This window comes from Priestia sp. KCTC 13724 (assembly GCF_056820425.1).
On record NZ_JBXDLD010000072.1, the window covers coordinates 71,060 to 97,418 of the forward strand.

Annotated in this window: 23 protein-coding genes and 1 other annotated feature; all 23 genes read right to left on the reverse strand. The window is 38.8% G+C overall.

The window, feature by feature from the left end:
• Positions 1-4: 4 nt before the first annotated feature.
• The 23 genes from ileS to rsmH all read right to left on the reverse strand — a co-directional run bounded on the left by ileS (position 5) and on the right by rsmH (position 26,051).
• Positions 5-2,776 carry an isoleucine--tRNA ligase gene (gene ileS, locus AC1UFB_RS10325; protein ID WP_061784810.1) on the reverse strand — a complete coding sequence of 924 codons (2,772 nt, stop codon included), beginning with the start codon at positions 2,774-2,776 and terminating at the stop codon, positions 5-7.
• 72 nt (positions 2,777-2,848) lie between these two features.
• Positions 2,849-3,071, reverse strand: a binding site (T-box leader).
• 68 nt (positions 3,072-3,139) lie between these two features.
• Positions 3,140-3,634 (reverse strand): DivIVA domain-containing protein, encoded by a 495-nt coding sequence (locus tag AC1UFB_RS10330; RefSeq protein ID WP_061784809.1) that lies wholly within the window; start codon positions 3,632-3,634, stop codon positions 3,140-3,142.
• An 84-nt stretch (positions 3,635-3,718) separates the two neighbouring features.
• Positions 3,719-4,492 carry a YlmH family RNA-binding protein gene (locus AC1UFB_RS10335; protein ID WP_061784808.1) on the reverse strand — a complete coding sequence of 258 codons (774 nt, stop codon included), beginning with the start codon at positions 4,490-4,492 and terminating at the stop codon, positions 3,719-3,721.
• A 48-nt stretch (positions 4,493-4,540) separates the two neighbouring features.
• Entirely contained in the window at positions 4,541-4,810 is a 270-nt protein-coding gene (locus tag AC1UFB_RS10340; protein ID WP_100346901.1) for a YggT family protein, read from the reverse strand.
• Between the two features lie 6 nt (positions 4,811-4,816).
• Positions 4,817-5,290, reverse strand: a complete 474-nt coding sequence (locus tag AC1UFB_RS10345; protein ID WP_078989341.1) for a cell division protein SepF — start codon at positions 5,288-5,290, stop codon at positions 4,817-4,819.
• A 23-nt stretch (positions 5,291-5,313) separates the two neighbouring features.
• A complete protein-coding gene (locus AC1UFB_RS10350; protein WP_100346900.1) occupies positions 5,314-5,988 on the reverse strand; it encodes a YggS family pyridoxal phosphate-dependent enzyme in 675 nt (224 codons plus the stop codon).
• Between the two features lie 7 nt (positions 5,989-5,995).
• A complete protein-coding gene (gene pgeF, locus AC1UFB_RS10355; RefSeq protein ID WP_482589142.1) occupies positions 5,996-6,820 on the reverse strand; it encodes a peptidoglycan editing factor PgeF in 825 nt (274 codons plus the stop codon).
• Positions 6,821-6,895: 75 nt separating this feature from the next.
• Positions 6,896-7,150, reverse strand: coding sequence for a YlmC/YmxH family sporulation protein (locus AC1UFB_RS10360; protein ID WP_025908848.1), 255 nt, complete (start codon positions 7,148-7,150; stop codon positions 6,896-6,898).
• A gap of 190 nt (positions 7,151-7,340) precedes the next feature.
• Entirely contained in the window at positions 7,341-8,120 is a 780-nt protein-coding gene (gene sigG / locus AC1UFB_RS10365) for an RNA polymerase sporulation sigma factor SigG (protein WP_025908847.1), read from the reverse strand.
• Positions 8,121-8,267: 147 nt separating this feature from the next.
• Positions 8,268-8,987, reverse strand: coding sequence for an RNA polymerase sporulation sigma factor SigE (gene sigE, locus AC1UFB_RS10370; RefSeq protein ID WP_025908846.1), 720 nt, complete (start codon positions 8,985-8,987; stop codon positions 8,268-8,270).
• Positions 8,988-9,016: 29 nt separating this feature from the next.
• Entirely contained in the window at positions 9,017-9,937 is a 921-nt protein-coding gene (gene spoIIGA / locus AC1UFB_RS10375; RefSeq protein WP_025908845.1) for a sigma-E processing peptidase SpoIIGA, read from the reverse strand.
• Between the two features lie 203 nt (positions 9,938-10,140).
• Positions 10,141-11,298, reverse strand: a complete 1,158-nt coding sequence (ftsZ, locus tag AC1UFB_RS10380; protein ID WP_025908844.1) for a cell division protein FtsZ — start codon at positions 11,296-11,298, stop codon at positions 10,141-10,143.
• A 41-nt stretch (positions 11,299-11,339) separates the two neighbouring features.
• Positions 11,340-12,644, reverse strand: coding sequence for a cell division protein FtsA (ftsA, locus tag AC1UFB_RS10385; protein WP_482589145.1), 1,305 nt, complete (start codon positions 12,642-12,644; stop codon positions 11,340-11,342).
• 377 nt (positions 12,645-13,021) lie between these two features.
• A complete protein-coding gene (locus tag AC1UFB_RS10390) occupies positions 13,022-13,795 on the reverse strand; it encodes a cell division protein FtsQ/DivIB (protein WP_328100692.1) in 774 nt (257 codons plus the stop codon).
• A 131-nt stretch (positions 13,796-13,926) separates the two neighbouring features.
• Complete coding sequence (gene murB, locus AC1UFB_RS10395) at positions 13,927-14,832, reverse strand: UDP-N-acetylmuramate dehydrogenase (RefSeq protein ID WP_025908841.1); 906 nt, start codon at positions 14,830-14,832, stop codon at positions 13,927-13,929.
• A 379-nt stretch (positions 14,833-15,211) separates the two neighbouring features.
• Positions 15,212-16,318 carry a stage V sporulation protein E gene (gene spoVE, locus AC1UFB_RS10400; protein WP_061784804.1) on the reverse strand — a complete coding sequence of 369 codons (1,107 nt, stop codon included), beginning with the start codon at positions 16,316-16,318 and terminating at the stop codon, positions 15,212-15,214.
• Positions 16,319-16,372: 54 nt separating this feature from the next.
• Complete coding sequence (gene murD, locus AC1UFB_RS10405; RefSeq protein ID WP_100346896.1) at positions 16,373-17,722, reverse strand: UDP-N-acetylmuramoyl-L-alanine--D-glutamate ligase; 1,350 nt, start codon at positions 17,720-17,722, stop codon at positions 16,373-16,375.
• Positions 17,723-18,697 carry a phospho-N-acetylmuramoyl-pentapeptide-transferase gene (gene mraY, locus AC1UFB_RS10410; RefSeq protein ID WP_482589147.1) on the reverse strand — a complete coding sequence of 325 codons (975 nt, stop codon included), beginning with the start codon at positions 18,695-18,697 and terminating at the stop codon, positions 17,723-17,725. It lies immediately after the preceding gene.
• Between the two features lie 58 nt (positions 18,698-18,755).
• Complete coding sequence (locus AC1UFB_RS10415) at positions 18,756-20,225, reverse strand: UDP-N-acetylmuramoyl-L-alanyl-D-glutamate--2,6-diaminopimelate ligase (protein WP_482589149.1); 1,470 nt, start codon at positions 20,223-20,225, stop codon at positions 18,756-18,758.
• Positions 20,226-20,453: 228 nt separating this feature from the next.
• Complete coding sequence (locus AC1UFB_RS10420) at positions 20,454-22,370, reverse strand: stage V sporulation protein D (RefSeq protein ID WP_061784801.1); 1,917 nt, start codon at positions 22,368-22,370, stop codon at positions 20,454-20,456.
• A gap of 68 nt (positions 22,371-22,438) precedes the next feature.
• Positions 22,439-24,715 carry a penicillin-binding protein gene (locus AC1UFB_RS10425; RefSeq protein WP_482589151.1) on the reverse strand — a complete coding sequence of 759 codons (2,277 nt, stop codon included), beginning with the start codon at positions 24,713-24,715 and terminating at the stop codon, positions 22,439-22,441.
• A 4-nt stretch (positions 24,716-24,719) separates the two neighbouring features.
• Positions 24,720-25,079: a cell division protein FtsL gene (gene ftsL, locus AC1UFB_RS10430; protein ID WP_025908834.1), complete on the reverse strand. Its 360-nt coding sequence runs from the start codon at positions 25,077-25,079 to the stop codon at positions 24,720-24,722.
• Positions 25,080-25,115: 36 nt separating this feature from the next.
• Positions 25,116-26,051, reverse strand: coding sequence for a 16S rRNA (cytosine(1402)-N(4))-methyltransferase RsmH (gene rsmH, locus AC1UFB_RS10435; protein ID WP_025908833.1), 936 nt, complete (start codon positions 26,049-26,051; stop codon positions 25,116-25,118).
• Positions 26,052-26,359: the final 308 nt, after the last annotated feature.

The window sequence follows — 26,359 nt, forward strand, 5'->3', positions numbered from 1 at the left end:
CGCTTTACTGCTGAACGTAGTTCGTTTTCACCACATCTGCACATCTTGCACATAATGTTGGATGAGCTGAGTCTGAACCAACTGTTGTTGTAACTGTCCAACAACGTTCACATTTTTCTCCTTCAGCAGGTGTCACAACGATTGCTGCGTGCTCAAAGCGCTGTGCAGTTTCCGGCGCATCTGCTACGTCACCAGCAACCTCTAAGCCTGAAACGATAAACAATTGACCTACGTTTTCTGAGATAGACGCTAACAATTGCTTCGTCTCAGCGTTTGGATATAGAGTCAACTTAGCTTCAAGAGATTTTCCGATTACCTTTTCATTACGAGCCTGTTCAAGTGCTTTTAACACTTCGTCACGGAGTTCCATAAACGCATCCCATTTTTTCTCGAGCTCATCTGCACCAGCAATTTCTTTCACTTCTGGCATATCAACTAGCTGGACGCTTTCTTCTTCTACGTTTGGAATATGAACCCATACCTCATCAGCTGTATGAGAAAGGATTGGAGATACTAACTTTGTTAGAGATAGTAGCGTTTCGTAAAGAACGGTTTGAATGCTACGACGCTCTACGTTGTTTGCACCTTCGATATATAATACGTCTTTTGCAAAATCTAAATAGAACGAACTCATATCAATCGTACAGAAATTATGAACTGCATGATAAATACTTGAGAACTCATATGCATCGTATGATTTCTTCACTTTATCCACTAATTTATTGAGCTTAACTAGCATGTAACGATCTACTTCACGAAGCTGATCTACTGAAATCGCATCCGTTTGTGGATTGAAATCTGCTAGGTTTCCTAATAAAAAGCGGAACGTATTACGAATTTTACGATATACTTCAGCTACTTGTTTCAAGATGTTATCAGATACGCGTACATCTGCCTGGTAGTCAACAGACGCTACCCATAAGCGTAGAATATCTGCACCTAACTGTTTCATAACCTTAGCTGGAATAACCGTGTTACCAAGTGATTTGCTCATTTTACGACCTTCACCATCTAAAGCAAAACCATGACTTAAAACGGCTTTATAAGGTGCTTCACCCGTTACAGCAACGCTTGTAGATAAGCTTGAGTTAAACCAACCGCGATATTGGTCAGACCCTTCTAGATAAAGGTCAGCCGGACGCTGTAACCCTTCACGCTCTTCAAGTACAGCTTGGTGAGAAGATCCAGAATCAAACCATACGTCCATAATATCCGTTTCTTTTGTGAAATGACCGTTTGGACTACCAGGATGAGTAAAGCCTTCCGGTAATAAATCTTTTGCTTCACGCTCAAACCATACGTTTGAACCATGCTGACGGAACAGCTCTGATACATGCTCAATTGTCTCATCCGTAATAATCGGCTCATCATTTTCAGCATAAAACACAGGAATTGGTACGCCCCATGCGCGTTGACGAGAAATACACCAGTCTCCACGATCACGAACCATGTTGTAAAGACGAGTTTCGCCCCAAGCAGGAACCCACTGTGTTTTTTCTACTGCCTCTAATAGCTCTTTACGGAAGTCTTTAATTGATGCAAACCATTGCGCTGTTGCACGGAAAATTGTCGGCTTTTTCGTACGCCAGTCATGTGGATATGAATGCGTGATGAATGATAGCTTTAACAGGGCGCCTTCTTCTTGAAGCTTTTCAGTAATGGCCTTGTTCGCATTATCATAGAATAAGCCTTCAAATCCAGGCGCTTCCTCTGTCATATGACCTTTGCTGTCAACTGGACAAAGTACACCTAAACCGTATTTTTGACCCACAATAAAGTCATCTTCCCCGTGTCCTGGAGCCGTATGAACACACCCAGTACCCGCATCAGTTGTAACATGGTCACCTAAAACGAGTAGAGAATCACGCTTGTAAATTGGATGTTCTGCTACTACGTGCTCAAGTTCAGCACCTTTCATAGTACGCACTACTTCATATTCAACCCATTCAATCTCTTTTGCAACGGTCTCAACAAGTTCTGATGCCACGATGTATTTAGCACCATCTACGGCCACTACGCTATATTGAAGCTCTGGGTTTACAGCAATAGCTAAGTTTGCCGGCATTGTCCATGGCGTTGTTGTCCAGATGATAAATTTCTCATCACTTTCCACTACGCCTTTACCATCCTTTACATTAAACGCCACGTAAATAGACGCAGAGCGCTTATCATAATATTCAATTTCAGCTTCTGCTAACGCTGATTCACTAGATGGAGACCAATAAACTGGTTTTAGTCCTTTGTAGATATAGCCTTTTTTCGCCATATCTCCAAATACTTTAATTTGCTGAGCTTCGTATTCAGGCTGAAGCGTCACATAAGGGTTATCCCAATCAGCACGCACACCTAAACGTTTGAACTGTTCACGTTGACCTTCCACTTGCTCCCATGCATACTGTTCGCAAAGCTTACGGAACTCAGCAACGCTCATTTCTTTACGGTTGACTTTTTTATTCTTTGTTAAAGCTGTTTCAATCGGTAAACCGTGCGTATCCCAACCAGGTACATAAGGGGCACAAAAACCTGACATGGATTTATAGCGAACGATAAAGTCCTTTAAGATTTTATTCAGTGCATGCCCCATATGAATATCACCATTTGCATAAGGAGGGCCATCATGTAACACGAATAATGGACGACCTTCTGTACGCTTTTGAACTTTTGCATAAATGTCCATTCCCGCCCACTTTTCTTGCATTTGTGGCTCACGATTTGGTAAATTTCCACGCATCGGAAATTCTGTTTTCGGCATTAATAACGTATCTTTATATTCCAAAGTTCTAACCTCCATAAAATCGTAAATTTCATTCCGTATATAGCTACAACAAAAAGAGACCTTCTCATCCCAAAAAGGGACGAGAAGGTCTCCCGCGGTACCACCCTTGTAGACAAACAGCACTTCCATTTGTCCTCTCAGCATTCGTAACGTGAATAACACGTCGCTGCTTACTTCGTTTCAGCAGCAATACTCCAGGGTGATATTCGTTTCTTAGATTAGACCGAGCTCTCACCTTCCTCGGTTCGCTAAACGTAATCATGTAAGAAACTACTGTCCCTATCTCCGTACTATACGTATGAAATTTCATCTGTTACCAAATTATATGACAACAAAACGAAAGAAGTCAAGGTTCTGTCTTGACTAGTCAATTTTTTCTTCTAACGCAGGCATTTCATAGTCCATTAATTGATCCCAATCATCACTGTTTAACATTTCTAACTGGGCTTCAATTAACATTTTAAAACGCGTACGGAATACTTTTGACTGCTTTTTGGTCTCTTCAATATCCATCGCAATTTTACGAGACTTTGATAAAGCTTCATTGATAATGCGGTCAGCATTCTTTTCCGCTTCTTTTACAATTAGCTTCGCTTCTTTCTCTGCGTTTCGCTTTACGTCTTCTGCTGCTTCTTGAGCAATTAAAATTGATTTATTCAGCGTTTCTTCGATGTTAGTAAAATGCCCTACCTTTTCAGTAAGCTCAGTTACTCGCGCTTCTAATTCTTTTTTCTCACGAATAATTAATTCGTAATCCTTAATTACTTGGTCAAGAAATTCATTGACCTGGTCTTCATCATATCCACGAAACCCACGATTAAATTCTTTGTTATGAATATCTAAAGGGGTTAAAGGCATGTAGGCCACCTCCACGTTGTCTCATTACATTGTTTGTAATGGAATATTCGACATATTTTTTTTGTTTCCTGCTTACAATTTTTGTTATTGTTGTTTCCCTACAATTACTCGCCACTTATCTTTTTTTGTTTTCCCCTCAACTGATATAACTTTACTTCGACCAAAACCTCTTAGTGAAAGTATATCATCTGCTTTGCACTCAAAAGAAGGCTGTTCAACCGTTTTAAAATTTACTTTTACCGCTCCACTTCCAATAAACGGCTGCACCTTTTGACGAGATAAATTGTAAATGGTAGATAGTAAAACGTCTAACCGCATGGATGATACAGTATACGTTTTTTCCTGAAATTCACTTTGAACTTGAAGTAACTCTGTGCGGTCTTTTTTTACAAGAGATATTTTGGCTTTACCCACTGACGTGAAGTTTGCTTCCACGTAAGAAGATATTTCATCGGCAATAACCAGCTGTATGCGCTCATCTTGTACCAAAACATCACCAAACTTTGACCGTTTTAACCCAAGCGACATTAATGCTCCTAACACTTGAGGGTGCTCAACCGTAACAAATTTACTAGGATAGTGCAGCTCGTAGTAGCTCAGTTGAAAATCTTCATTTCCCACCTCATAATAATCAGGATATAAAAGCGCTCGCTTTCGTTCTCCTTGTTCACTTCCACCGTCAAACGAAACAAGCACTTCTCCTTCTGTTCCAATGATAGCTGAAACAATTTGCTGCTCGCGTGGGTCTAAAAAGTCCGTCAGCTTTGGACTATATTGATTAAGAACATCTTCTTTCCACTCTAATACGAGGTCAATAAATGCTCGTTCTTCTTCTCGAAAATGTTGATAAATAGACATGTCTACTCTCCTTGCTCGTATGTAAAAAAGGAATCAAATGATTCCTTTTTATATGAACCCTAACATTCTAAATAGCGATACGAGTCCACCACTTGCAAAGCGTAACACAAGAATAGCTACCAGTGGTGAGAGATCAACCATTCCAAGCGGAGGAATGATTCGTCGAAACGGCTCAAGGTAAGGTTCACAAATGCTTCCCAGCATTTGTCCAAATCGAGATGCGCGAATGTCGGGAACCCATGACATAAAAATGTAAATAATGAGCGCCCATGAATAAATCTCGATTAACTGAAGCAAAATCCTAAGTACGATTTCCATATACGGTTACCACCTCTTTACGTTGCTTGTTTCATGTTCAGTGAGCATATCTGAAATGCTACCACTAACATCGACATTGTCTGGCGTACATAAAAAAATATCGGTTCCGATTTTTTGAATGTCACCACCTAAAGCATAAACCGTTCCGCTTAAAAAGTCGACTATTCTTACTGCTTGATCACGCTGAATTCGCTGTAAATTGACAACAACGACTTTGCGGTTCTTTAAATGATCGGTAATATCTTGGGCTTCGGCATAAACGCGTGGTTCAGATAAGACCATCTTCGATGATTTTTGTACGCTTTGCAAACTTATAACATTTTGCTGTTGCTGCTGACTGCTAACTTGCTTTTGCGTCTTAGAAGGTTGAACAGCAGCAGGTTCATTGTCATATTCTTTTTGTTCATATCGTTCTTCTACGTACTCTTCTGTCTCATCATCCATGGCAAAAAAATTTTTAAAACGATTCTTCATACTCATCGCCTGACACCTCCTTAACGTTCTTAACCAACCAGTGTGGTTCCTAATCGAATAAATGTTGCTCCTTCTTCAATAGCAATTTGGTAATCATTTGACATTCCCATTGAAAGCTCTTGGCAAGGAGCATAGCGTAAATTAAGAGTTTGAATTTCTTGCTGTAGCTTTTTTAAACCTTTAAAACAATTTCTTAATACCTTCTCATCGTCCGTATGAGGAGCCATTGTCATTAACCCAACAACTTGAACATTTGGGTATTCCTCTAATGCTTGAATAAATGGAACAACCTCATCTGCTGATAGCCCATGCTTAGATTCTTCTTCCGCAACGTTTACCTGTACAAAGCATTTTACTGGCTTACTCGCTCGCTTATTAATCTCTTTTGCTAGCGATAAACGATCTAACGAATGAATATACGATGCTTGATTGATAATATTTTTCACTTTACGCGTTTGGAGCGTTCCAATAAAGTGCCATGTGGCCTTGTCACCAATTTCCTCATACTTCTCCGTCATGCCCTCATCACGATTTTCTCCTAGATGTATAAGGCCTGCTTCTACGGCCTCTTGTGCGCGCTCAGTAGAAACGTATTTTGTTACGGCTACAACCCTTACTTCTTCTGGGTGACGCCCTACCTTCTCACAGGCTAGGTTAATTTGTTCTTTTACTTGTTCTAAATTGCTTGCTACGCTTGCTGTCACTATGTAGTCAATCCTCCTTAAAACCTATAAAGCTAAACATACGACCGGTTTTACCTTGATCGCGACGATGCGAAAAGAATAGATCATCTTCACAGCTTGTACAATGGGATGAAACGATAATATTTGCTTCATTAACACCAGCTTTTTTCATCAAATAAACGTTTAGTTTTTTCAAATCTAGTCGATATTGATTCGGAGAAATTTGCACATATACGTCCGCTGACGACGCTACTTCATTCACTGCTGAAATGACGCGGTCATCGACAATATAGCAGCATGATTCAATCGCTGGCCCTACAGCAGCATAAATATCTTCAACGAGTATTTGCTCTTCCTGTACCCATTTTCGAATCATCTCACCCGCAATATCTTTAACTGTTCCTTGCCATCCAGAATGAGCTAGCCCTACCATATGATGATTTGGAGCATAAAAATATAGAGGTACACAGTCTGCATAGCATAGTGCTAACAAGACGTTTGATTCATTTGTATAAATTCCATCTGTTTGTGCAATTCCATCTTCATAAGCATGCATTCCCTTTCCTGATTGCTTACGCGTTACTTTTTGTACAACCGAATTATGTACTTGTTCAGCGCAAACCCAATTCGATAAGGGCATATTTAGATGGTTAGCTAATAGTTCTCTATTTAAAATAACGTGTTCTTTGTTGTCATGTACGTGCAGTCCAAGGTTGAATGAAGTAAACGGAGGCTCACTTATTCCACCGTTTTTAGTCGTAAAGCCACTTAACAGCTGACTATTTTCATCCATCCACGGACGAAGCCACATAAACGATTCATGATGGCTTTTTGTAAAAGCAGCTTTATTCATGTATGTGACACACCCTTTATCTATTGTTCTCAAATATTGTACCACAGATTGAGAATAGCTGTTTATAAAAATACATTAATTCTCTTCAAGTTCGTAGCTGTCTTTATAGCGTACTAAAATAACGTCAGAACCAATCTTTACGATATTTCGCCACGGAATGACAATTTCCTCTTCTTTCCCAAAAAAACCAAGCATTCTTGAGTTCCCAATGACAATCGCTTGAATTTTACCAGTGGCTAAATCAATATCAATATCTCCTACATGTCCAAGGCGCTTGCCGTCTGCTACGTTAACCACATCTTTAATTTGAAATTCAGAAATCTTTAACATCCCTATTCCCCCTATTCTCTTAGCCAACACGTTATTTTAAAAAACGTAGAAATCTCTTTGTATATGTATATTTAAACTTGAGTGATTTCATGAAAGAAACGGTAATTTTACGCGCTTTTTCTTCTATCAAACAAACCGCCGCACAGACTGATCCATGCGGCGGTTTATCATACGTATGAAGCCAAAAATATTAGCTTTGAATGTTCTTATTCATCTGTTTAATGGCTGCTTTTTCTAAACGAGATACCTGTGCTTGTGAAATCCCAATTTCATCAGCCACTTCCATTTGAGTCTTTCCTTGAAAGAAGCGTTTTCGTAAAATTAGTTTTTCTCTCTCATTTAGTCGACGCATCCCTTCCTGTAAGGCTATTTCTTCAATCCAAGTAGAATCGCGATTTCGCTCGTCACTAAGCTGATCCATCACATAAATAGGATCTCCTCCATCATTGTAGATAGGTTCAAATAATGATACTGGGTCTTGAATAGCGTCTAACGCAAATACAATATCTTCATGTGGAACTTCTAATACTTTGGCTATTTCTTCTGCAGTTGGCTCTTTTGATGTTTCACTCATTAATCTTTCTCGAACTTGGAGTGCCTTATATGCAATGTCTCTTAATGATCTTGATACCCGAATTGGGTTATTGTCTCGCAAGTAGCGGCGAATTTCTCCAATAATCATCGGAACAGCATATGTAGAAAATTTTACGTTTTGTCCTAAATCAAAGTTGTCAATAGATTTCATGAGGCCAATACAACCCACTTGAAATAAATCATCAACGAATTCTCCGCGATTATTAAAACGCTGAATTACACTTAGAACAAGACGTAGGTTACCACTCACTAACTTCTCACGAGCGGTTTCATCACCAGCTTGCAGCTCCTTAAATAAAAGGCGCATCTCATCATTCTTCAATACAGGAAGCTTTGAAGTATCTACTCCACAAATTTCTACTTTATTTCTTGTCAATTCTTTCCCTCCTCACAGGAGATGATGTTCTGAGTTCAGTATCTCCTTGAAAGGAAAAAATATGCACATTCAAAATTCTTACATTTTATTCCTGAAACAAAATGCGGTAACAGCAGAGTCAGAACGCCTACTTGTTACCGCATTTTGTTACACCATTTTATTAAATTCTTTTCGGAGCCTTTTAATAATTCGCTTTTCTAATCGTGAAATATACGATTGAGAAATACCAAGCATATCCGCTACATCCTTTTGCGTTTTCTCTTCCCCACCTGCTAATCCAAATCTTAACTCCATAATTTGCTTTTCACGATCATTAAGTTGATGTAAAGCTTTTAATAACAGCTTCCTATCTACATTCGCTTCTAAGTCTTTTGTAATGATATCTTCTTCCGTTCCCATTACATCCGAAAGTAAAAGCTCATTCCCATCCCAATCAATGTTTAACGGCTCATCAAACGAAACTTCTGAACGAATCTTGTTATTTCGTCTTAAATACATGAGGATTTCATTTTCAATACATCTCGATGCGTACGTAGCTAGTTTGATTTTCTTTTCTGGATTAAATGTATTTACTGCTTTTATTAAGCCTATTGTCCCAATGCTAATTAAGTCCTCAATATTAATCCCCGTATTTTCAAATTTACGTGCAATATAGACAACTAGGCGTAAGTTTCGCTCAATTAGTAAAGATCTTGCTGCTTCATCACCAGAAGGAAGTTTTTTCAGTAACACTTCTTCTTCATCTTTTGTTAGAGGTGGCGGTAATGCTTCGCTCCCACCAATATAATATACTTCATCTGTTTTAATTTTTAATTTAATTAATAACTTGTACCACCATAACTGTAGCCGAATACGATATGTAGACATTCAATTTCCCCCTTTTATTTTTGTTCAAATTAAGAAGCTGAGCTGACTTCTCCAATGACTAATAGCTTAGGATGAATAATTGATTCATATTGTCCTTCAACCGATAATGTTGTATGGCTAATTCCAACCAACACCTTTTCAACATGAATTTCTTGGGAGTTATGAACAATGGTTACATGATCTGGCTTTAGAGCCAACAATAGCTGATTAGACTGTCCGACACTTCTATACGGCACAAATCTCACCCTCGCATACCAGTCATGATCAATATCCTCATCATGCGAAAATGATTGGACATTTTTACTTAATTGAAGCAGCGAGGAAGGAAGGACTTCTTCAAGTAAGGATGCTGCAACAATCATAACAGGTGTTTTCGTTAATGGATCAACAAGCTGGTTACCGCTATCAATAAGACCTTTTGTATGAATTTCTACACCGTTTAAACTAATCTTCACATCCGCTAGCTGATCAAACGTAATGTTTTTCATCTTCATATCTTCAACTCTAGCCTTTGAGAAGTAGGCTAGAATAGGGAAGCCTAAGCATACGAATAACCAGCTGATAGGGTCTCCAAACTGTGGCTGTGTACTCACCATTTCATCTACCAGCAAATATTGTTGATCAAACAAAAAATGAATTCCTACTAACCCACCACCTACGACAAACGTTGAAAAATAAAATGTTAATAAGTTTTCAATAAAAAAGCGAAGACGCTTATACCCAAAAGCTACTAACACCATAATGAGAGAGAACAGAATTTTAACTGCGGGATGCAGCATAATATCAGAAAATTGAGTAAACATAAGAAGTACAATTAAAGAGCCAATAAATCCCCCTAAGCACAGTCGCCACCATTTAAACTGCCGCTTTAAAACCGTTGCGCATAAAAGCAACAAAATTGTATCTAATCCAAAATTAAGAATCCAGATTAAATCTAAATAGATTGGCACTGATTGAACCTCTCCATTCCTCTTAATCTCTTTTGTTAAAAATTAGTATAAAGCATAATCTAGTAGAAAGTCTGTCATTTCATGGGGGGAAACAAGCAGTATTTTTGAGGAAATAATCCGATATTTGTCATTCTTTATCTATTGAGCAAAGAATAAAGAAAAAAGAAAAACGCACTGATCTCTTTTAAGATCAGCACGTTTTTTTAGCGTCTACGATTTCGGTTACGTAAGAACGTTGGAATATCTAAAGCATCATCTGATGATTGAGGCTGCGTTGGGCGAGAATATTCTTGTTGAACAGGCTCTTCACGCTTCACTTCACGCTTTGGCGGAGCCACAGGCTGTTGCTGTTGCTGCACACGGTTAGCTGTTAAAGATGGTCGTCCTGGCTTACCTTGAGACAGGTCTTGATCACTAAAGCCTGTTGCAATAACAGTAACAACAATTTCGTCTTTCAGGTTTTCATTGATAACAGAACCGAAAATCATGTTTACTTCTTGGTCTGATGCAGAAGCAACAATGTCAGCCGCCTCTTGAACTTCATAAAGGCTTAAGTTTGTTCCACCTGTAATGTTCATCAGTACACCTTGAGCACCGTCAATAGACGTTTCAAGTAATGGACTTGAAATAGCTTTTTTGGCTGCCTCAGCCGCACGATTTTCGCCTGTTGCAATACCGATTCCCATTAAAGCAGAACCCTTGTTAGACATAATTGTTTTTACATCAGCAAAGTCTAAGTTAATAAGTCCAGGTACCGCGATTAAATCAGAGATACCTTGTACACCTTGACGTAGCACATTATCTGCTTCACGGAATGCTTCCAGCATTGGCGTGTTTTTATCTACAATCTCTAATAAGCGATCGTTTGGAATAACGATTAGCGTATCGACAGCTTCTTTCATAGAAGCGATACCACCAGCTGCTTGCGTAGAACGTTTACGCCCTTCAAATGTGAACGGACGTGTGACAACGCCTACTGTTAAAGCGCCGAGTTCTCTTGCGATTTGAGCAATAACAGGAGCAGCACCAGTTCCTGTTCCACCACCCATACCTGCAGTAACGAACACCATATCTGCACCTTTTAAAGCTTCTTGAATTTGTTCTTTACTTTCTTCCGCTGCTTTTTTTCCTACTTCCGGATTGGCTCCAGCACCAAGACCGCGAGTAAGCTTAGCGCCGATTTGCATTTTTGTTTCTGCTTTTGATAAATTTAACGCTTGGGCATCTGTGTTAACCGCAATAAACTCTACGCCTTGAACACCGTGTTCAATCATACGGTTTACTGCGTTGTTACCGCCGCCCCCTACACCGATTACTTTTATCGTTGCTAATTGGTCTACACTTGTATCAAACTCCAACATGATAGTTCCTCCTAATTCATCGAAATTACCAATCCGTAACGTTAATCAAAGAAGTATCCAAAAAACTTCTTCATTAAATTTTGGTCATTTTTCTTTTTTGGCTTCTCATTTGACTGCTGTGGCTGCGCTTGTTGCTGCTGAGGTTTCGCTGCTGGAACAAACTCTTCCTCAAACACTTGCTCTTCCACAACTGGGGCTCCAATTTCACGCCCTTGAATTTTTGCATTTTTATAAGCGAACTTAATGAGACCTACACCCGTTGTGTAATGCGGCTCACGAACTCCAATATAATCAGGTACAGCAATGCGCACATTGTTTTTTAACACAACTTGTGCTAGCTCTAAAATGCCTGGCATTGCTACAACACCACCTGTTAGAACAAAACCACCAGGAATATCTTTGTATCCTAAACGGTTCACTTCCTGCGTTATCATCTCAAAGATCTCTTCTAATCTAGCTTCGATAATATCAGAGATTTCGAGTTGATTAAACTGCTGGTGCTGATCGCTACCAATAATAGGTACGCTAAATACCTCTTCTTCTGATGCATGGTCATAGAAAGCATGTCCATGCTTAATTTTAATAGCTTCTGCATCTTCTGTTGATGTTCGAAGCCCAATTGATAAGTCTTTTGTAATATGTTCTCCACCAATTGCTACTACGGTCGTCACTTTTAAATGCCCTTGATCGAAGATAGCAATAGTAGTAGAGCCTCCGCCGATATCAACCAGTGCAACTCCTAGGTTTTTTTCATCGCGAGACAAAGCAATTGAACCAGAGGCAAGTGGCTGTAAGCAAATATCACTGATTTCTAAACCGGCTCTCTCTACACAGCGTAATAAGTTATGTAACACCGTTCTAGACCCCGTAATAATTGTGCCTTCCATTTCTAAGCGTACGCCAATCATCCCACGAGGATCATTAATTCCCTCTAATCCATCTACGATAAACTGCTTCGGAATAACATCAATGATTTCACAATCAGGTGGAATGGACATAACTTGTGCTGCATCAATTACTCGGTGAATATCTTCATTAGCAATTTCACGATTTTCACTTGATACCGCCACGACACCGTGACAATCTTGTAGAAACACATGGTTCCCACTAATGCCCACGACTACCTTTTTAATTGTAATGCCAACCATTCTTTCAGCTTGTTCTATTGCTTTTCTAATTGATTGAACTGTTGCGTCTATATCAACGATAGAACCTTTTTTTAACCCGTGTGACTTTACATTCCCCACACCAATGATATTCAATGAATCGTTACTCATCTCTCCGATGATTACTTTCACACTGGATGTACCGATGTCTAAACTAACGTATATTTCATTGCTGTTCATTCTTTGGCACCTCCTTTTACATTCTACACATCTTTACTACTTTGACGTCAGAAGAACAACAAACTTTCGATTTAGCTTTTATTATATGAAAATATTCAACAAACTAAGCTTTTTCCCTTTTGTAAATTCAATTTTTTTCGACTTTTTCATGTTAGTCTTTCAATTTCATTCAATTAATTGATTCAAATACGTTTTTATACCGAACGTATATTTTTTCATAGAATAACTATTTACTATAACTATAAGTCTACACCATGAATGAAAGCTAGAAAAGCGAAATTTCAACGTTTCTCTAATTATGTTATCTTTTTTAACATATTAAGGTTATATCACGTTCTGCACTCGCTGCTACAGCCATCAAACGAAAGGGTTGACGGCTATTCACCGCTTTTGTGTTCATTTTTCTTATAGGGTGTAAAAGAGTTTCCTTCCAAATCAATTACGCCTTGTTGTTCTGGCGTTAACTCTTTTACAATAGCTGGATAGTACACAATTTTTTCCGAGAAATTTTTTATCTTTGCACTCACTTCTCTACCATCGTTCATAAACACTTCAACTTGGAGAGGTTCTGCTTTAGTAGGCATATAGTAAATCTCTGAAATAGAACTTGCAAGGCTTACCGGCGTCTTGGCTAATTCCTGTACCATCTCTTGAATAGCTTCTGGGTCATTCCATTCTACAAGCAAAGGAGCACTTGATATCATTTCGCTACTTTCGATTGCTTTAAGAACTTTTCCATTTTCATTGACGGGGAAATATGTACCGTTTGAAAATACGTATGCTGTGCGCTCGTATTCTTTCACTTTAATTGTTACCTTATTAGGAAAGCTTTTAATAATCGTCGCTGTTTGAATTTCAGGATGCTTTTCTACCAGCTCGCTTACCTGATCTTTATCGACTTCCCAATAGCTTGTTTTAGTTGTTAGGTTGCTTGCTTTTATAACATCCTTACTACCCACATATTCGTTCCCTATAACTTCAATTTTTGAAATATTACTTAGGGATGATTGCGAATATACAATGAATAGAATAAGGATGAAAAAGAGTGATAAATAAAAGATAAGCCGCCTATTTGTTTTATGCTTACGCTGCTCTTTGAGCTTAGGCACGCGATCTTCAAGAACAATTAACTTGCTTTTATCTTTATCCATTTTGTTTCACCCTTACCCTGTTGAGAAAGCGCCCTGCTTTCCCTCACTCATTTTCCCATTTTCTTGTTAGAATACCTTGATTATAGCATAGAATCAAGGTACATCCCCTTAGTTTTTGCATCGTTTTGTTATTAACGACCTATTATTTCTACTTCTGTATGCATGTCAATGTCAAAGCGTTCTTTGATTGTTTTTTTCACATGATCAATCAATGCCAAGACATCGCTTGCCGTGCCGTTACCCGTATTTACAATGAAGTTACCGTGCATTTCACTAATTTGGGCTCCACCAATTGAATAACCTTTTAAGCCAGACTTCTCAATTAGATCTCCCGCATAGTTTGGTAGTGGGTTTCTGAAAATACTACCTGCACAAGGGAAGTTCCAAGGCTGTGTTTCACGACGATAATCTTTGTTCTTTTGCATAACTCCTACGATTTCATCGCGAGTTCCTTTCTTTAGCTGTAGAACTGCCTGCACGCAAACCCCTGGGCGCTCTTTTTGTAAAATTGAGTTGCGGTAAGAAAACTTCATCTCTTTATTTGAAAGCCATTCTAACGTTCCGTCTTCAAATAAAATATACGCTTTTTCTAGTATTTGTGACATATCAGAACCGTGAGCACCTGCATTCATGTAGACTGCACCGCCCACTGAACCTGGAATACCACTTGAAAACTCAAGGCCTGATAAACCCTGCTTTGTAATAACAGTAGCAAGTTTAATGCTAGGGTAGCCTCCCCCTACTGTAACGCGCTCTCCGTCAATTTGTAAATCATCAAGTCCTGCTCCTAACTTAATGACAACACCTTCAATTCCTTTATCCGATACCAATAGGTTAGAGCCGCGTCCAATAGCTCTCCACTTCACGTTATGTTTACGAATAATGTCCATTGCTATTTTTAGATTTTCTACAGAGCTTGGTTCCAAAAGTACATCGGCAGGTCCACCAATCTTCATTGTTGTGTGTTTGGACAACGGTTCATTTTCACGAACTCTTCCAATATTTAATTCCATTAATTCTTTTACTAACGCTTCCATAAGAACCTCCTACTAACCATTTTTACTGTTGTCATCCATCATTACATTTATTTATCGTATGACATTCACCTAAAGAATGTACGTCTATTTTAGATTTTAGTGAAGCTTTCAATATTATTTTATCAATTGTTTTAATATATTTCATGCAATAACCTATGTAAACAGGATTTGCTAGCTTATGATAAAAAATACTCAATCTTTCACATCATATCATAGTTGACAGTAGATTTGGTTATGACAACATTACATTTTTAAAACATTTCATTCAAAAATATCATACACCTGTAAAGAAACAAAATAAACCGTCAATGAAACCTATTTTTCATAGGTTTCATTGACGGTTTATCATTAGGTTTATCGTTAAGTTAATATGGTATCTTTAATAGCGAGAGTAGCGACTAACATTCAGCAATACTCCTACTGCAGCAAGCATTAAAGTCAGTGAAGAACCTCCATAACTTAGAAACGGCAGTGTAATACCGGTAACTGGCATCAATCCAGTTACTACTCCAATATTAATCATAACCTGAATGGCAATCATTGAAATAATCCCAAGTGCTAAGAAACTACCGTATAGATCGGGCGCACCTAGCGCTACTCGTATACCACGCCATAATAACAAGCTAAATAGTACTAAAACCAATGAGCCTCCGATAAAACCAAGCTCTTCTGACAGAATTGCAAAGATAAAATCTGTCTGAGGCTCTGGTAAGTAGAAAAACTTCTGCCGGCTTTGCCCCAACCCTAATCCTAAAAGTCCTCCTGGCCCAATTGCATATAAGGACTGAATAATTTGAAAGCCGCTTCCTAACGGATCTTCCCATGGATCTAAAAACGAAGTGATTCGTTTAATTCGATAAGGAGCAGATAATACAAGTACAACAAATCCTCCTATGCCAAGTAAACCCAGGCCTACAAAGTGACTAATACGAGCCCCTGAGACAAAAATCATAACGATACATGTTCCCACTAGTACTGTTCCTGTTCCTAAATCTGGCTGAAGCATAATGATACCAAAAGCCAGGAACACAAAAGATAAAGCTGGTACCATCCCTTTTTTAAAGGATGTTATGTTCTTTTGATTTTCCGATAAATATTTGGCTAAAAAGGTAATCATTGCAAATTTCATAAATTCCGAGGGCTGAATTGAAAAAGCGCCTACCCCAATCCAACTTTGAGAACCGTTCCTTACCAAACCTACACCCGGAATTAAAACCAATATTAATAGTACAAAACAAATAATGACAAGCGTTTTGGACCACGTTCGCCATGTCCAATAGTCAATGTTCATAATGACAAACATAGCGCATATACCTAACCCAGCAAATAAAAGCTGACGCTTGGCAAAAAAGAATGAATCCTCAAACTTATATGTAGCCCATACTGCGCTTGCACTGTAAACCATAATAAGCCCAATCGTTAAAAGTGATAGTGTAACGATTATAAGAAAAAAATCTGGCGTAGACCTTTTCGTCGACAATGTCATGCACCTCGAAACAATAGATTAGGGCTCTTGTGTTCTAGGTGTCTAGACAAGCCCTTATTTCAGTTTATGCACAGACTTGATAAACATGTCTCCACGTTCTTCAAAAGTTTTGAACTGATCCCAGCTTGCACAAGCCGGAGATAATAGTACAACATCATCTTCTTCTGAACAGTCATATGCTTCAATTACTGCTTGTTTAACATTATCGACACGTTTAACCACTTGTATTCCTGCTTCTTTTGCGACGCGCTCAATTTTTGGTGCGGTTTCACCAAATGTAATGACAGCTTTCACATGTCCCAAGGATGGTTTTAATTCATCGAATTCATTACCTCGGTCCAATCCACCGGCTAATAAAATGGTCGGCTGTGTAAAAGCAGACAGCGCTGCTGTTGTTGCCAATATATTGGTAGCTTTAGAGTCGTTGTAGAATTTACGCTTGTTAATGGTTGTCACATACTGAACGCGATGTTTAACGCCTGCAAACGTTGTAAGCACTCGATATATCGCTTCGTTTGAACAACCCAACAGCTTAACGACCGCAATTGCAGCTAAAATATTTTCTAAATTATGCTTACCTGGTAAAACAACATCTTTTACATTCATAACCGCTTCGTTACAGAAATATAACTGGTTGTTTAGCAGGTATGCACCATCTTTTACTTCTTCTTTAACAGAAAACGGCACAATTTGTGCAGCAATACCTTCGCTTACTTTCCTCACTTCTGCATCATCCATGTTAACCACAGCAAAATCATCTTGTGTTTGATTTTTAAAGATATTGGCTTTCGCTTGCGCATACTCTTCCTTCGTACCGTGATAATCTAAGTGCGCTTCAAATAGGTTCAAAAATAAAGAAATCTTGGGTTTAAAAGTTTCAATGCCCATCAATTGAAATGAAGAAAGTTCCGTTACAATAATGTTTTCTGACTTTGCTTCCTGCGCCACTTCACAAGCCACTGTACCAATATTACCTGCAATTAGCGGGTTTTTACGATCTTCTTCTAGCATTTTATAAATTAACGTAGTGGTTGTTGTTTTTCCGTTACTCCCCGTAATCCCTATGAAAGGCGCTTCGCTAACTTGATATGCTAGTTCTACTTCAGTAATAATTGAGAGCTTGCGCTTTAATGCTTCCTGAAGAAGAGGGTTAGAATACGGAATCCCTGGGTTTTTTATAATTACATCCACACCATCAAGTAGCTCTAATGGGTGATGACCACAAACCACCTTAATGCCAATAGCTTCAAGTTCCTGAGCTGCATCATTTTCATCATATGGTTTCTGATCGTTCACAACCACTTTCGCCCCTAGACTCTTTACAAGTTTTGCTGCTGCTAAACCACTTTTTGCAAGCCCTAAAATAAGTACTTGTTTATTTTGATAACCATCAATTGTTTTCACTTATATCCACACCTCAATGTAAATTCCAAGCATTGCAAACAATAATCCTACAGCCCAAAATGTCATAACGACGCGCCACTCGGACCAACCGCTTAGCTCATAGTGATGATGTAATGGACTCATTTTGAAAACGCGTCTGCCCGTTGTTTTAAATGATGCTACCTGAATCATAACGGATAACGTCTCGATAACAAAAACACCGCCAATGATAACAAGTAAAAATTCCATTTTCATTAAAATTGCAATCGTTGCAATAGCTCCACCTAAAGCTAGTGAGCCTGTGTCTCCCATGAACACTTTTGCTGGATATGCGTTAAATACTAAAAAGCCTAAAACTGCGCCTACAACAGCGACTGAAAAAATAGAAATCTCCAATTGACCTGCATTCCATGCTAAAACAGCAAAGGCACCAAAGGAAATCGCGCTTGTACCTGATACTAAACCGTCTAGACCATCTGTTAAGTTTACTGCGTTTGAGAAGCCGACCAACCAGATGATTAAGAAGATAACATAAAACCACCCAAGATCAATTGGTGTTGGAATTCCCGGAATCGTTACTTCATTTGAAAATTCAAATTGTCTAGCGATGAAATAAAAAATAATCGCAATAACCACTTGCCCTAAAAACTTTTGCTTTGACGTTAGACCTAAATTTCGCTTTAATACCACTTTAATAAAATCATCTAAAAACCCTAACAATCCAAAACCAATTGTTACAAATAACAGCAGGAACGTACGATACGTTACCTCTGCATATTGATTAGCCATGATTAGCGTTGCCACAATGATTGATAGTAAAATCATGATCCCACCCATTGTAGGCGTTCCTGATTTTTTCTGGTGTGATTTTGGTCCTTCATCGCGAATACTTTGACCAAACTTTAATCTTCGTAAAAACGGAATGAATACCGGCGACAATAAAACCGTAATGAGGAAGGCTAAGCCGATGGTTAATAAAATAGCTGGCTCTAGCATGTCATTCCCTCCTCATTTAATGTATTGATGTTTCCTAGTTTTTGTTTCAAACAATTCATTACAAATTTCGCTCCCTAATCATTTTACGTGCTACTTCACGATCATCAAAATCCAGAACTTGATTACCAACAATTTGATAAGTCTCATGCCCTTTTCCTGCAATGACAATAACATCATCTTTCTGAGCTTTTGATACCGCAAATTTGATGGCTTCTGCTCGGTCAACAATCGTAACGAAATTATCTGTTTTAATCCCTTGTTCCATATCATGTAAAATGGCTTCTGGATCTTCACTTCTTGGGTTATCAGATGTTAAGATAGCCTCCGTACTGTAAGAAGCTGCAATGTTCGCCATAATTGGACGCTTTGTGCGATCACGATTTCCACCGCATCCAACAATAGTATAGATATTATTTGTTGCAAATTGCTTTACCGTTTGCAACACATTTTCCAAGCTATCTGGTGTATGTGCGTAATCAACAATGACCGTAAATTCTTGGTTTTCATTTACTAACTCGAAACGACCAGAGACTCCTTGTAATTTCGTTATTTCCTCGACAATAACGGACAGTGGCATATCCGATACTAAGCAAGCTGCAGTTGCTGCTAGTACGTTATATACGCTAAATTTCCCCACAAGCTGCATCGTTACTTCCACGCTCTCCATAGGAGTTACAAGCGTAAACGTTGTACCACCGTTTGTCATTTTAATATTTTTTGCACGTATATCACTTTCATTATCAATGCCATATGTAATGACTGTAGCTGCCGTGCTGCGAATATATTCTTCTGATGCTTTATCATCCGCGTTTAAAATCGCAAACTTAGGGCGCTTGTCGCTATAATAAGCATTGCCTAATTGAGCAAATAATAGCCCTTTCGCTCGACGATAATCATCCATTGTCTCATGATAATCTAGATGATCTTGAGTCAGGTTTGTAAACACAGCGACATCAAAGTCACATCCGTGCACTCTCCCCATATCAAGCGCGTGTGAAGATACTTCCATCATTGCTACTTCAACATCTTCTTCTACCATTTGTCCAAATGTTTTTTGTAAAGTTAGTGATTCTGGCGTGGTATTTTTCACGTCATACGACTGATCGCCAATACGGATTTCAATTGTACCAATGAGCCCTGTTTTCTTTTGCTGCGCTTTAAACATATGTTCGATCAAATGTGTAATGGTTGTTTTACCATTTGTTCCCGTTACGCCAATTAAACGTAATTTTTGCGTTGGGTGGCCATAAAACGCATCTGCTAACACAGCCATTGCTCTTTTGGTACTCTTGACTAAGATAACAGGTACGTCCACATCAAGCGGACGTTCCGCTAGAATAGCCACGGCACCTTTTTCGACAGCTGTTTGCGCAAAATCGTGTCCATCAACCGTATAACCGTTTACGCAAATAAACAGTGCTCTCGGCTTTACTTCTCTTGAATCCATTTCAATTGAAGTAATTTCAATGTTTTTTTCAGGAATTTGCACGAAGTCATGTAAATGTCCTAATAGCTTTCTTAAATCCATTGTTACCATGTCCTCTCTATGTGTAAAGCGAAATATCACCTTGAACATTTTACAGAAAAAGAAGCCACGAGGGAACTCCCTCAAGGCTTAATTGTCTCAAACATACAAGTAGATAGTTCCACTTATAGTGAATAAAACGAATAGAATAAAAGAGTTGGGTCATGCCATTACTTATTCTATAAAATGAAACATCTTCTATTGTACCACGTAATCACTCATATATATGACTTAATTACTCATGTATACTCGAATTGTTTCGCCTTCTTTCACCTTCGTTCCAGCCTCCGGTGATTGTTTAATGACCTTTTCCCCTGAACCACTCACATCTAATTTTAAATTAACTAACTGCTCTTGTAACTCTTTTTTTGATAACCCTACAAAATTTGGTACTTTTATCATTGGTGTATCCAGCCACGTCAATTCCTTTTCAATTTGGCCTGTACGAGGTTGTACACCTAACACTGGCAAGCTATCTTCCATAATCTTTCCTACGATTGGTGCAGCAACGACTCCACCAAATTGAGTAGTGCCTTTTGGATTATCTACCGCTACATATACCACTAGTTCGGGATCATCGGCGGGAGCAAATCCAATAAATGAAACAATATGATTATTTTCTAAATACTTTCCATCTTTTGCTTTTTGAGCTGTTCCCGTCTTACCACCGACTCTGTATCCTTCTACAAACGCATTTTTACCTGACCCTTGAGCAACGACGCTCTCAAGAGCAAATCGAACTTGTTTTGATGTTTCTTCAGAAATAACTTTGCGCTTCGCTTCAGGTTCATTTTTCCGAACAACATTTCCGGTTTTGGGATCAACCCATTCCCTAGCAATATAAGGCGTATACAAGGTCCCACCATTTACAGCTGCTGCTACGGCAGCAACTTGTTGAATAGGCGTAACAGCCACCCCTTGACCAAAAGCAGTAGTTGCCTGTTCTACTGGACCAACACGGTCGAGCGGAAATAAAATCCCTCTTGCTTCACCCTGTAAGTCAATACCCGTTTTGTCACCAAAACCAAAGTTACGGATGTATTTAAAAAGCGTGTCTTTCCCTAAGCGCTCCCCGAGTTCGACAAAACCTGGGTTACAAGAATTTTGTACAACCTCTAAGAAAGTCTGCTGTCCATGTCCTCCACGCTTCCAGCACCTTAGTTTCGCACCACCCACTTCTGCAGCTCCATCATCATAAAATTGGTCCTTCAATAAATCAACCTTCTTTTCTTCTAAAGAAGCTGCTAGGGTGATGATTTTAAAAGTGGAACCAGGTTCATACGCACTCCATATCGGAAGGTTACGGTTATAAACATCTGGGTCAACCGTTTGGAAATCAGCAGGGTCAAATGTTGGCCTACTTGACATTCCTAAAATTTCACCCGTTTTAGGATTCATTGCAATAGCAATCATCCCATCTGGGTTATAGGTAGTTTGTGCATTATCGAGCTCTCGCTCAATAATTGTATTTACTCTAGAATCAATGGTTAACCTTAAATCCAGTCCATCAACCGGCTCTGTGTAATCATCTGCAATATTGGGCATTTTCTTTCCTTTTGCATCTGAATAGAGCTTAACTGAACCCTGTTCACCTTTTAACTCCTTATCATAGTAAAGTTCCAAGCCCATTAAACCTTGGTTATCAACTCCCGCAAACCCTAACACATGCGAGAGATAGCTACCGAATGGATAATGGCGCTTAGAATCTTCTGCAATATACACACCTTTTAGATTCAAATTTCTCACTTCATTTGCTTTAGCATGTGAGATTTTACGGCCTTCGGGGCGTAGATAGACGCTAGAAGCGGACTTGGTAATTTGTTCATATACTTTTTCTTTCGTTGTATTTAACACTTTTGCCAGCTGTTCAGCTGTATTTGCCGGATCTTCAACTTGCCTTGGCATAATTAAAACCGTCGGAGCGCTTTTATTCGTAGCTAGTGGTACATCGTTACGATCTAGGATTTTCCCTCTCTCTGGTTCAAAAGGGATATTTCTGCTCCAAAGCCCCTTAGCTTTTTCTGTGAGCGCATCGCCCATGAAAAGTTGCACATACCCAAGCCTTGTGTCAATAATTAAAAAAATTAAAAAACCCGCAATTAAAACTGCTGCTAATCGTTTGCGAACAGTTACTCCTGATACCCGCATATAATAGAACCTCCTCTGAATCGGCTCGTTCCAATATATGCTTGTACACTATTCGATAGAACGTATTTCTAATCAGTTGGTTCAGTTGGTTTTTCGTCTGAACTATCTTGCTCTTCTTTACTTTGAACCTCTTCTTCTTTCTGCTTTACTTCTACAGCTTCCGAAAGGGATTCGGGAGGTTCAAGCTCTACCACTAAATAGCTACCTTCTTTAACAGCTTTACCAGGTTTAATACTTTGAGTCACAACAAAGCCACTGTCTAATGCACTAACTTTTATATTCATAAACTCAGTAAATCGGATCACCTCGCGGTGAGACCAGCCGGTTATATCGGGCATCGTTGGTGTACCTTTTGTTTGTAAAAATACCTTTTCTCCGCTAATAACAGTGTGAGCTGCTTTAGGAAATTGGTCATCGATGCTTTTGCCTTCTCCAACAATGACAGGCGTTAATCCTTTTGCTTCTAATTCTTTCTTGACGTCACCTACTGATTTACCTTCATAACTATCAAGTTTAATTTCAGAAGATGTGCTTTTTTGCTTCTGCTTTTCTTCATCTGTTTCTTTAGGCTTAACTCCTAACGCTTGTAAGCTATTTTTCATAACCGGATTAAAAATCATCGAAAGCGGAGCTGAACCTGACTCTTGAGGAGTTAGGTTTGGATTTTGGACCGCTACATAAACCACTAGCTCGGGGTCTTTCGCTGGTGCAAACCCCATGAATGAGAATAGGTTTTTACCATGTCCATGCAAATATCCTCCTCCGTTCGGATTTGGTATTTGAGCCGTTCCCGTTTTGCCAGCCACGTCATAGCCTTCAATAGCATACGCTTTTCCAGTACCATCATCCTCAGATACAACACTTTCAAGGATATCAAGTACTTCATTGGCTGTTTGTTTTGAAATAGGTTTCCCTACCACTTCTGGCTTCGTTTCTTTTTTCACCTTGTTCGTTGTACCATCTACAACTTTTTCAATGACGTAAGGCTTCATCATTTTACCATCGTTTGCAATGGCAGTAGCAGCTTGAATTTGCTGAATTGGAGTGAATGCTGACCCCTGACCAAATGCAGTCGTCACTCGATCCCTTGGATATTTAGAAATCAGTTTACTAGAAGCTTCTCCAGGCAAATCGATTCCCGTTTTTTTCATAAATCCGAAATCCTCTAAGTAATTAAAGAGCCTTTCTGTCCCAAGCTTTTCGTTGGCTAGAATCGCAATGGCAACGTTTGACGAACGTCGAATGCCTTCGTCAAACGTAATGGGTCCCCATCCGTTACCACCGTTATGGTCACGAATTGGCGCATCTTTTTCGCTAACTTTGTAAGCTCCTGATTGATAAATATCCTCGCCGTTATAAACACCTTCTTCAATCGCAGCGGCGAGCGTAAAGATTTTCATTGTAGACCCAAGCTCAAAGCTGTCTTCAATAATAGGGTTTCGATAATTTGTAATATCACGAACGTTTGGGTTAAACGTTGGTCGCGTAGACATTGCTAGAATCTCGCCCGTTTTTGGATTTGCAACTACAGCCATAATGTTATCTGGATCGTATTCCTTTTGAGCGTTTGTCAAAGCATCTTCTACAAACGTTTGAATTTTTTCATCAAGGGTTAAGTAAATATTGTCACCGTTTTTTGGAGGGACAATTGATTCTTTTGGATCTGGAAGCTTAATTCCATTTTGACCAGCTTGATAGAATACTTTTCCATCTTCTTCTGTTAGCTGCTTATCATAGACTTGTTCTATCCCCATTTTCCCAACGATTTTTCCTTCACCATTCTTTTGTGCGTATCCTAAAATGTGAGAGGCAAACACTCCGTTTGGATAAAAACGCTTCGCATCTCGCAAGAACGTAATACCAGGTAACTTAAGCTTTTCAATCTTTTGCTTAGTCGTATTGTTAATATCTCGTCCCCCGGGACCAAGTTCTACTTGAAACGAGCCTTTTTTTACACCTTTATCTAACAAGCTCTGTAACTCTTCCTCTTTCATGTTGAGCAACGGCGCTAATTCTTTTGCTGTTTTTTCCGTATTTACTACGTGCTTTGGCTTGTCTTTATCTTTTGTTTGGTCTGGGTCTAAAATTGCTACAACCGTATATGCTCCCGTGTCGTGTGCAATAGCTTCTCCGTTACGATCATAAATCGTTCCACGCTGTCCTTCAATGGTTGTTTCTCTCGTATATTTTTTTTGTGCGATTTCGGCTAAAGCTTGGCCTTCAGCTTTTCCTGTGGCCTGTATATAAAAGAACCTTCCTGTTAATACAAAAAAGAGCAATGCAAATATTACAATCAATATTGCTGCTCCTGTACTAATATTGCTATTTTTCTTAGGCATTTTCATTGGTTCAATTTTCGACTACTTTAACGTTATTTTCGTTTAAACTTAGTCCTAGTTCTTTTGCTTTTGCCCAAATTCGCTCATACGCACTTAGCTCTGTTACCTGAAGCTTCAACTCATTGTTTTTTGTTTCTTGTTTTTGGATGTTTGATTCCAACGCCTGTACTTCTGCATTTGTACTGTAAAGCGTTGCCTGATTAGAAATCATTTGAACTGCACCAAAAAGCATAAGTGCAAGTGTACCTGTATAAACAAACTTTTCACCGACCGAAATCTTTCGTTTCGACTTTTTTACAACTTTACGAACCGGCTGCTTTTGTTGTTCATGTTGCGTGTTAGGTTTAACTTGATACGCTACATTACTCAACACAATCCCCTCCTTTTTTCTCTTTGCCTGTTACGCTTACTTTAATTTCTCAATAATTCTTAACTTCGCAGAACGAGCTCGCTTATTATCAACCACTTCCTCTTCAGAAGGCACAATTGGTTTGCGCGTAATTACCTTCATTTTCGGTTGGAATTCTTCTGGGATAACTGGTAATCCATGTGGAAGCTGTGGGACTGTGCTCGCATTTTTAAATGCTACTTTGCAAATACGATCTTCTAACGAGTGAAAAGTAATAACGCTCACTCTTCCACCAACGCTGATTACGTTCATTGCTTGTTCAACTGCATCTTCAAACACTTGAAGTTCATCGTTTACAGCAATACGAATTGCTTGGAACACACGCTTCGCTGGATGCCCACCCGTTCTACGTGCAGCAGCGGGAATACCGTCTTTGATAATGTCAACAAGTTCCAGAGTTGTTTCAATTGCCTTTTGCTCACGATATGACTCAATTTTTCTAGCAATTTGCTTGGAGAATTTCTCTTCACCATATTGAAAGAAAATCTTCACAAGCTTTTCATAAGGCCATTCATTGATGATATGATAAGCAGAAAGGCTTGAGTTCGTATCCATTCTCATATCAAGAGGGGCATCATGGTGAAAGCTAAAGCCACGCTCCGGGGTATCTAACTGTGGAGATGAAACACCTAAATCAAATAAAACCCCGTCTACTTCTGTGATTCCATGCTCTTCTAATTTTTCTTTTAAATAGCGAAAATTACTTTTTATGAGCGTTACTCGATTTAGATAAGGGGCTAATTTCCCCTTTGCATTTTCAATTGCAATGTCATCTTGATCAAATGCAATTAACCTACCTTCATCAGATAACTTCTTGACGATATATTCACTATGACCTGCTCCGCCAAGCGTACAGTCTACATAAATTCCGTCAGGCTTAATATTTAAGCCTTCTGCTGCTTCTTTTAGCAAAACAGTTGTGTGATTAAACATGTTGACACCTACTTCTTTTTAAACTACTTAATTATGTATAAACGCCTTGAAATAAAGGTAAATTTTATACATTTTTAATACCATTTCATTATATATCAAATTTCAACATTTTTTCAGCTATTTATACAAGAATTAAGTAGAATTTTGTCTTTCTGTTACAAAAGGTTTTATTTTGTTAAACACGAGACATATTCCTGGCATAAAAAGTAAGGTGCTACGATGTGTTTTAGAGTTTGTAAAAAAATAACTGTTTAGGATTTGTTTGGTTGCTTTGTGTATGTACACTATTTCTCTTTTATAAAAGAAAA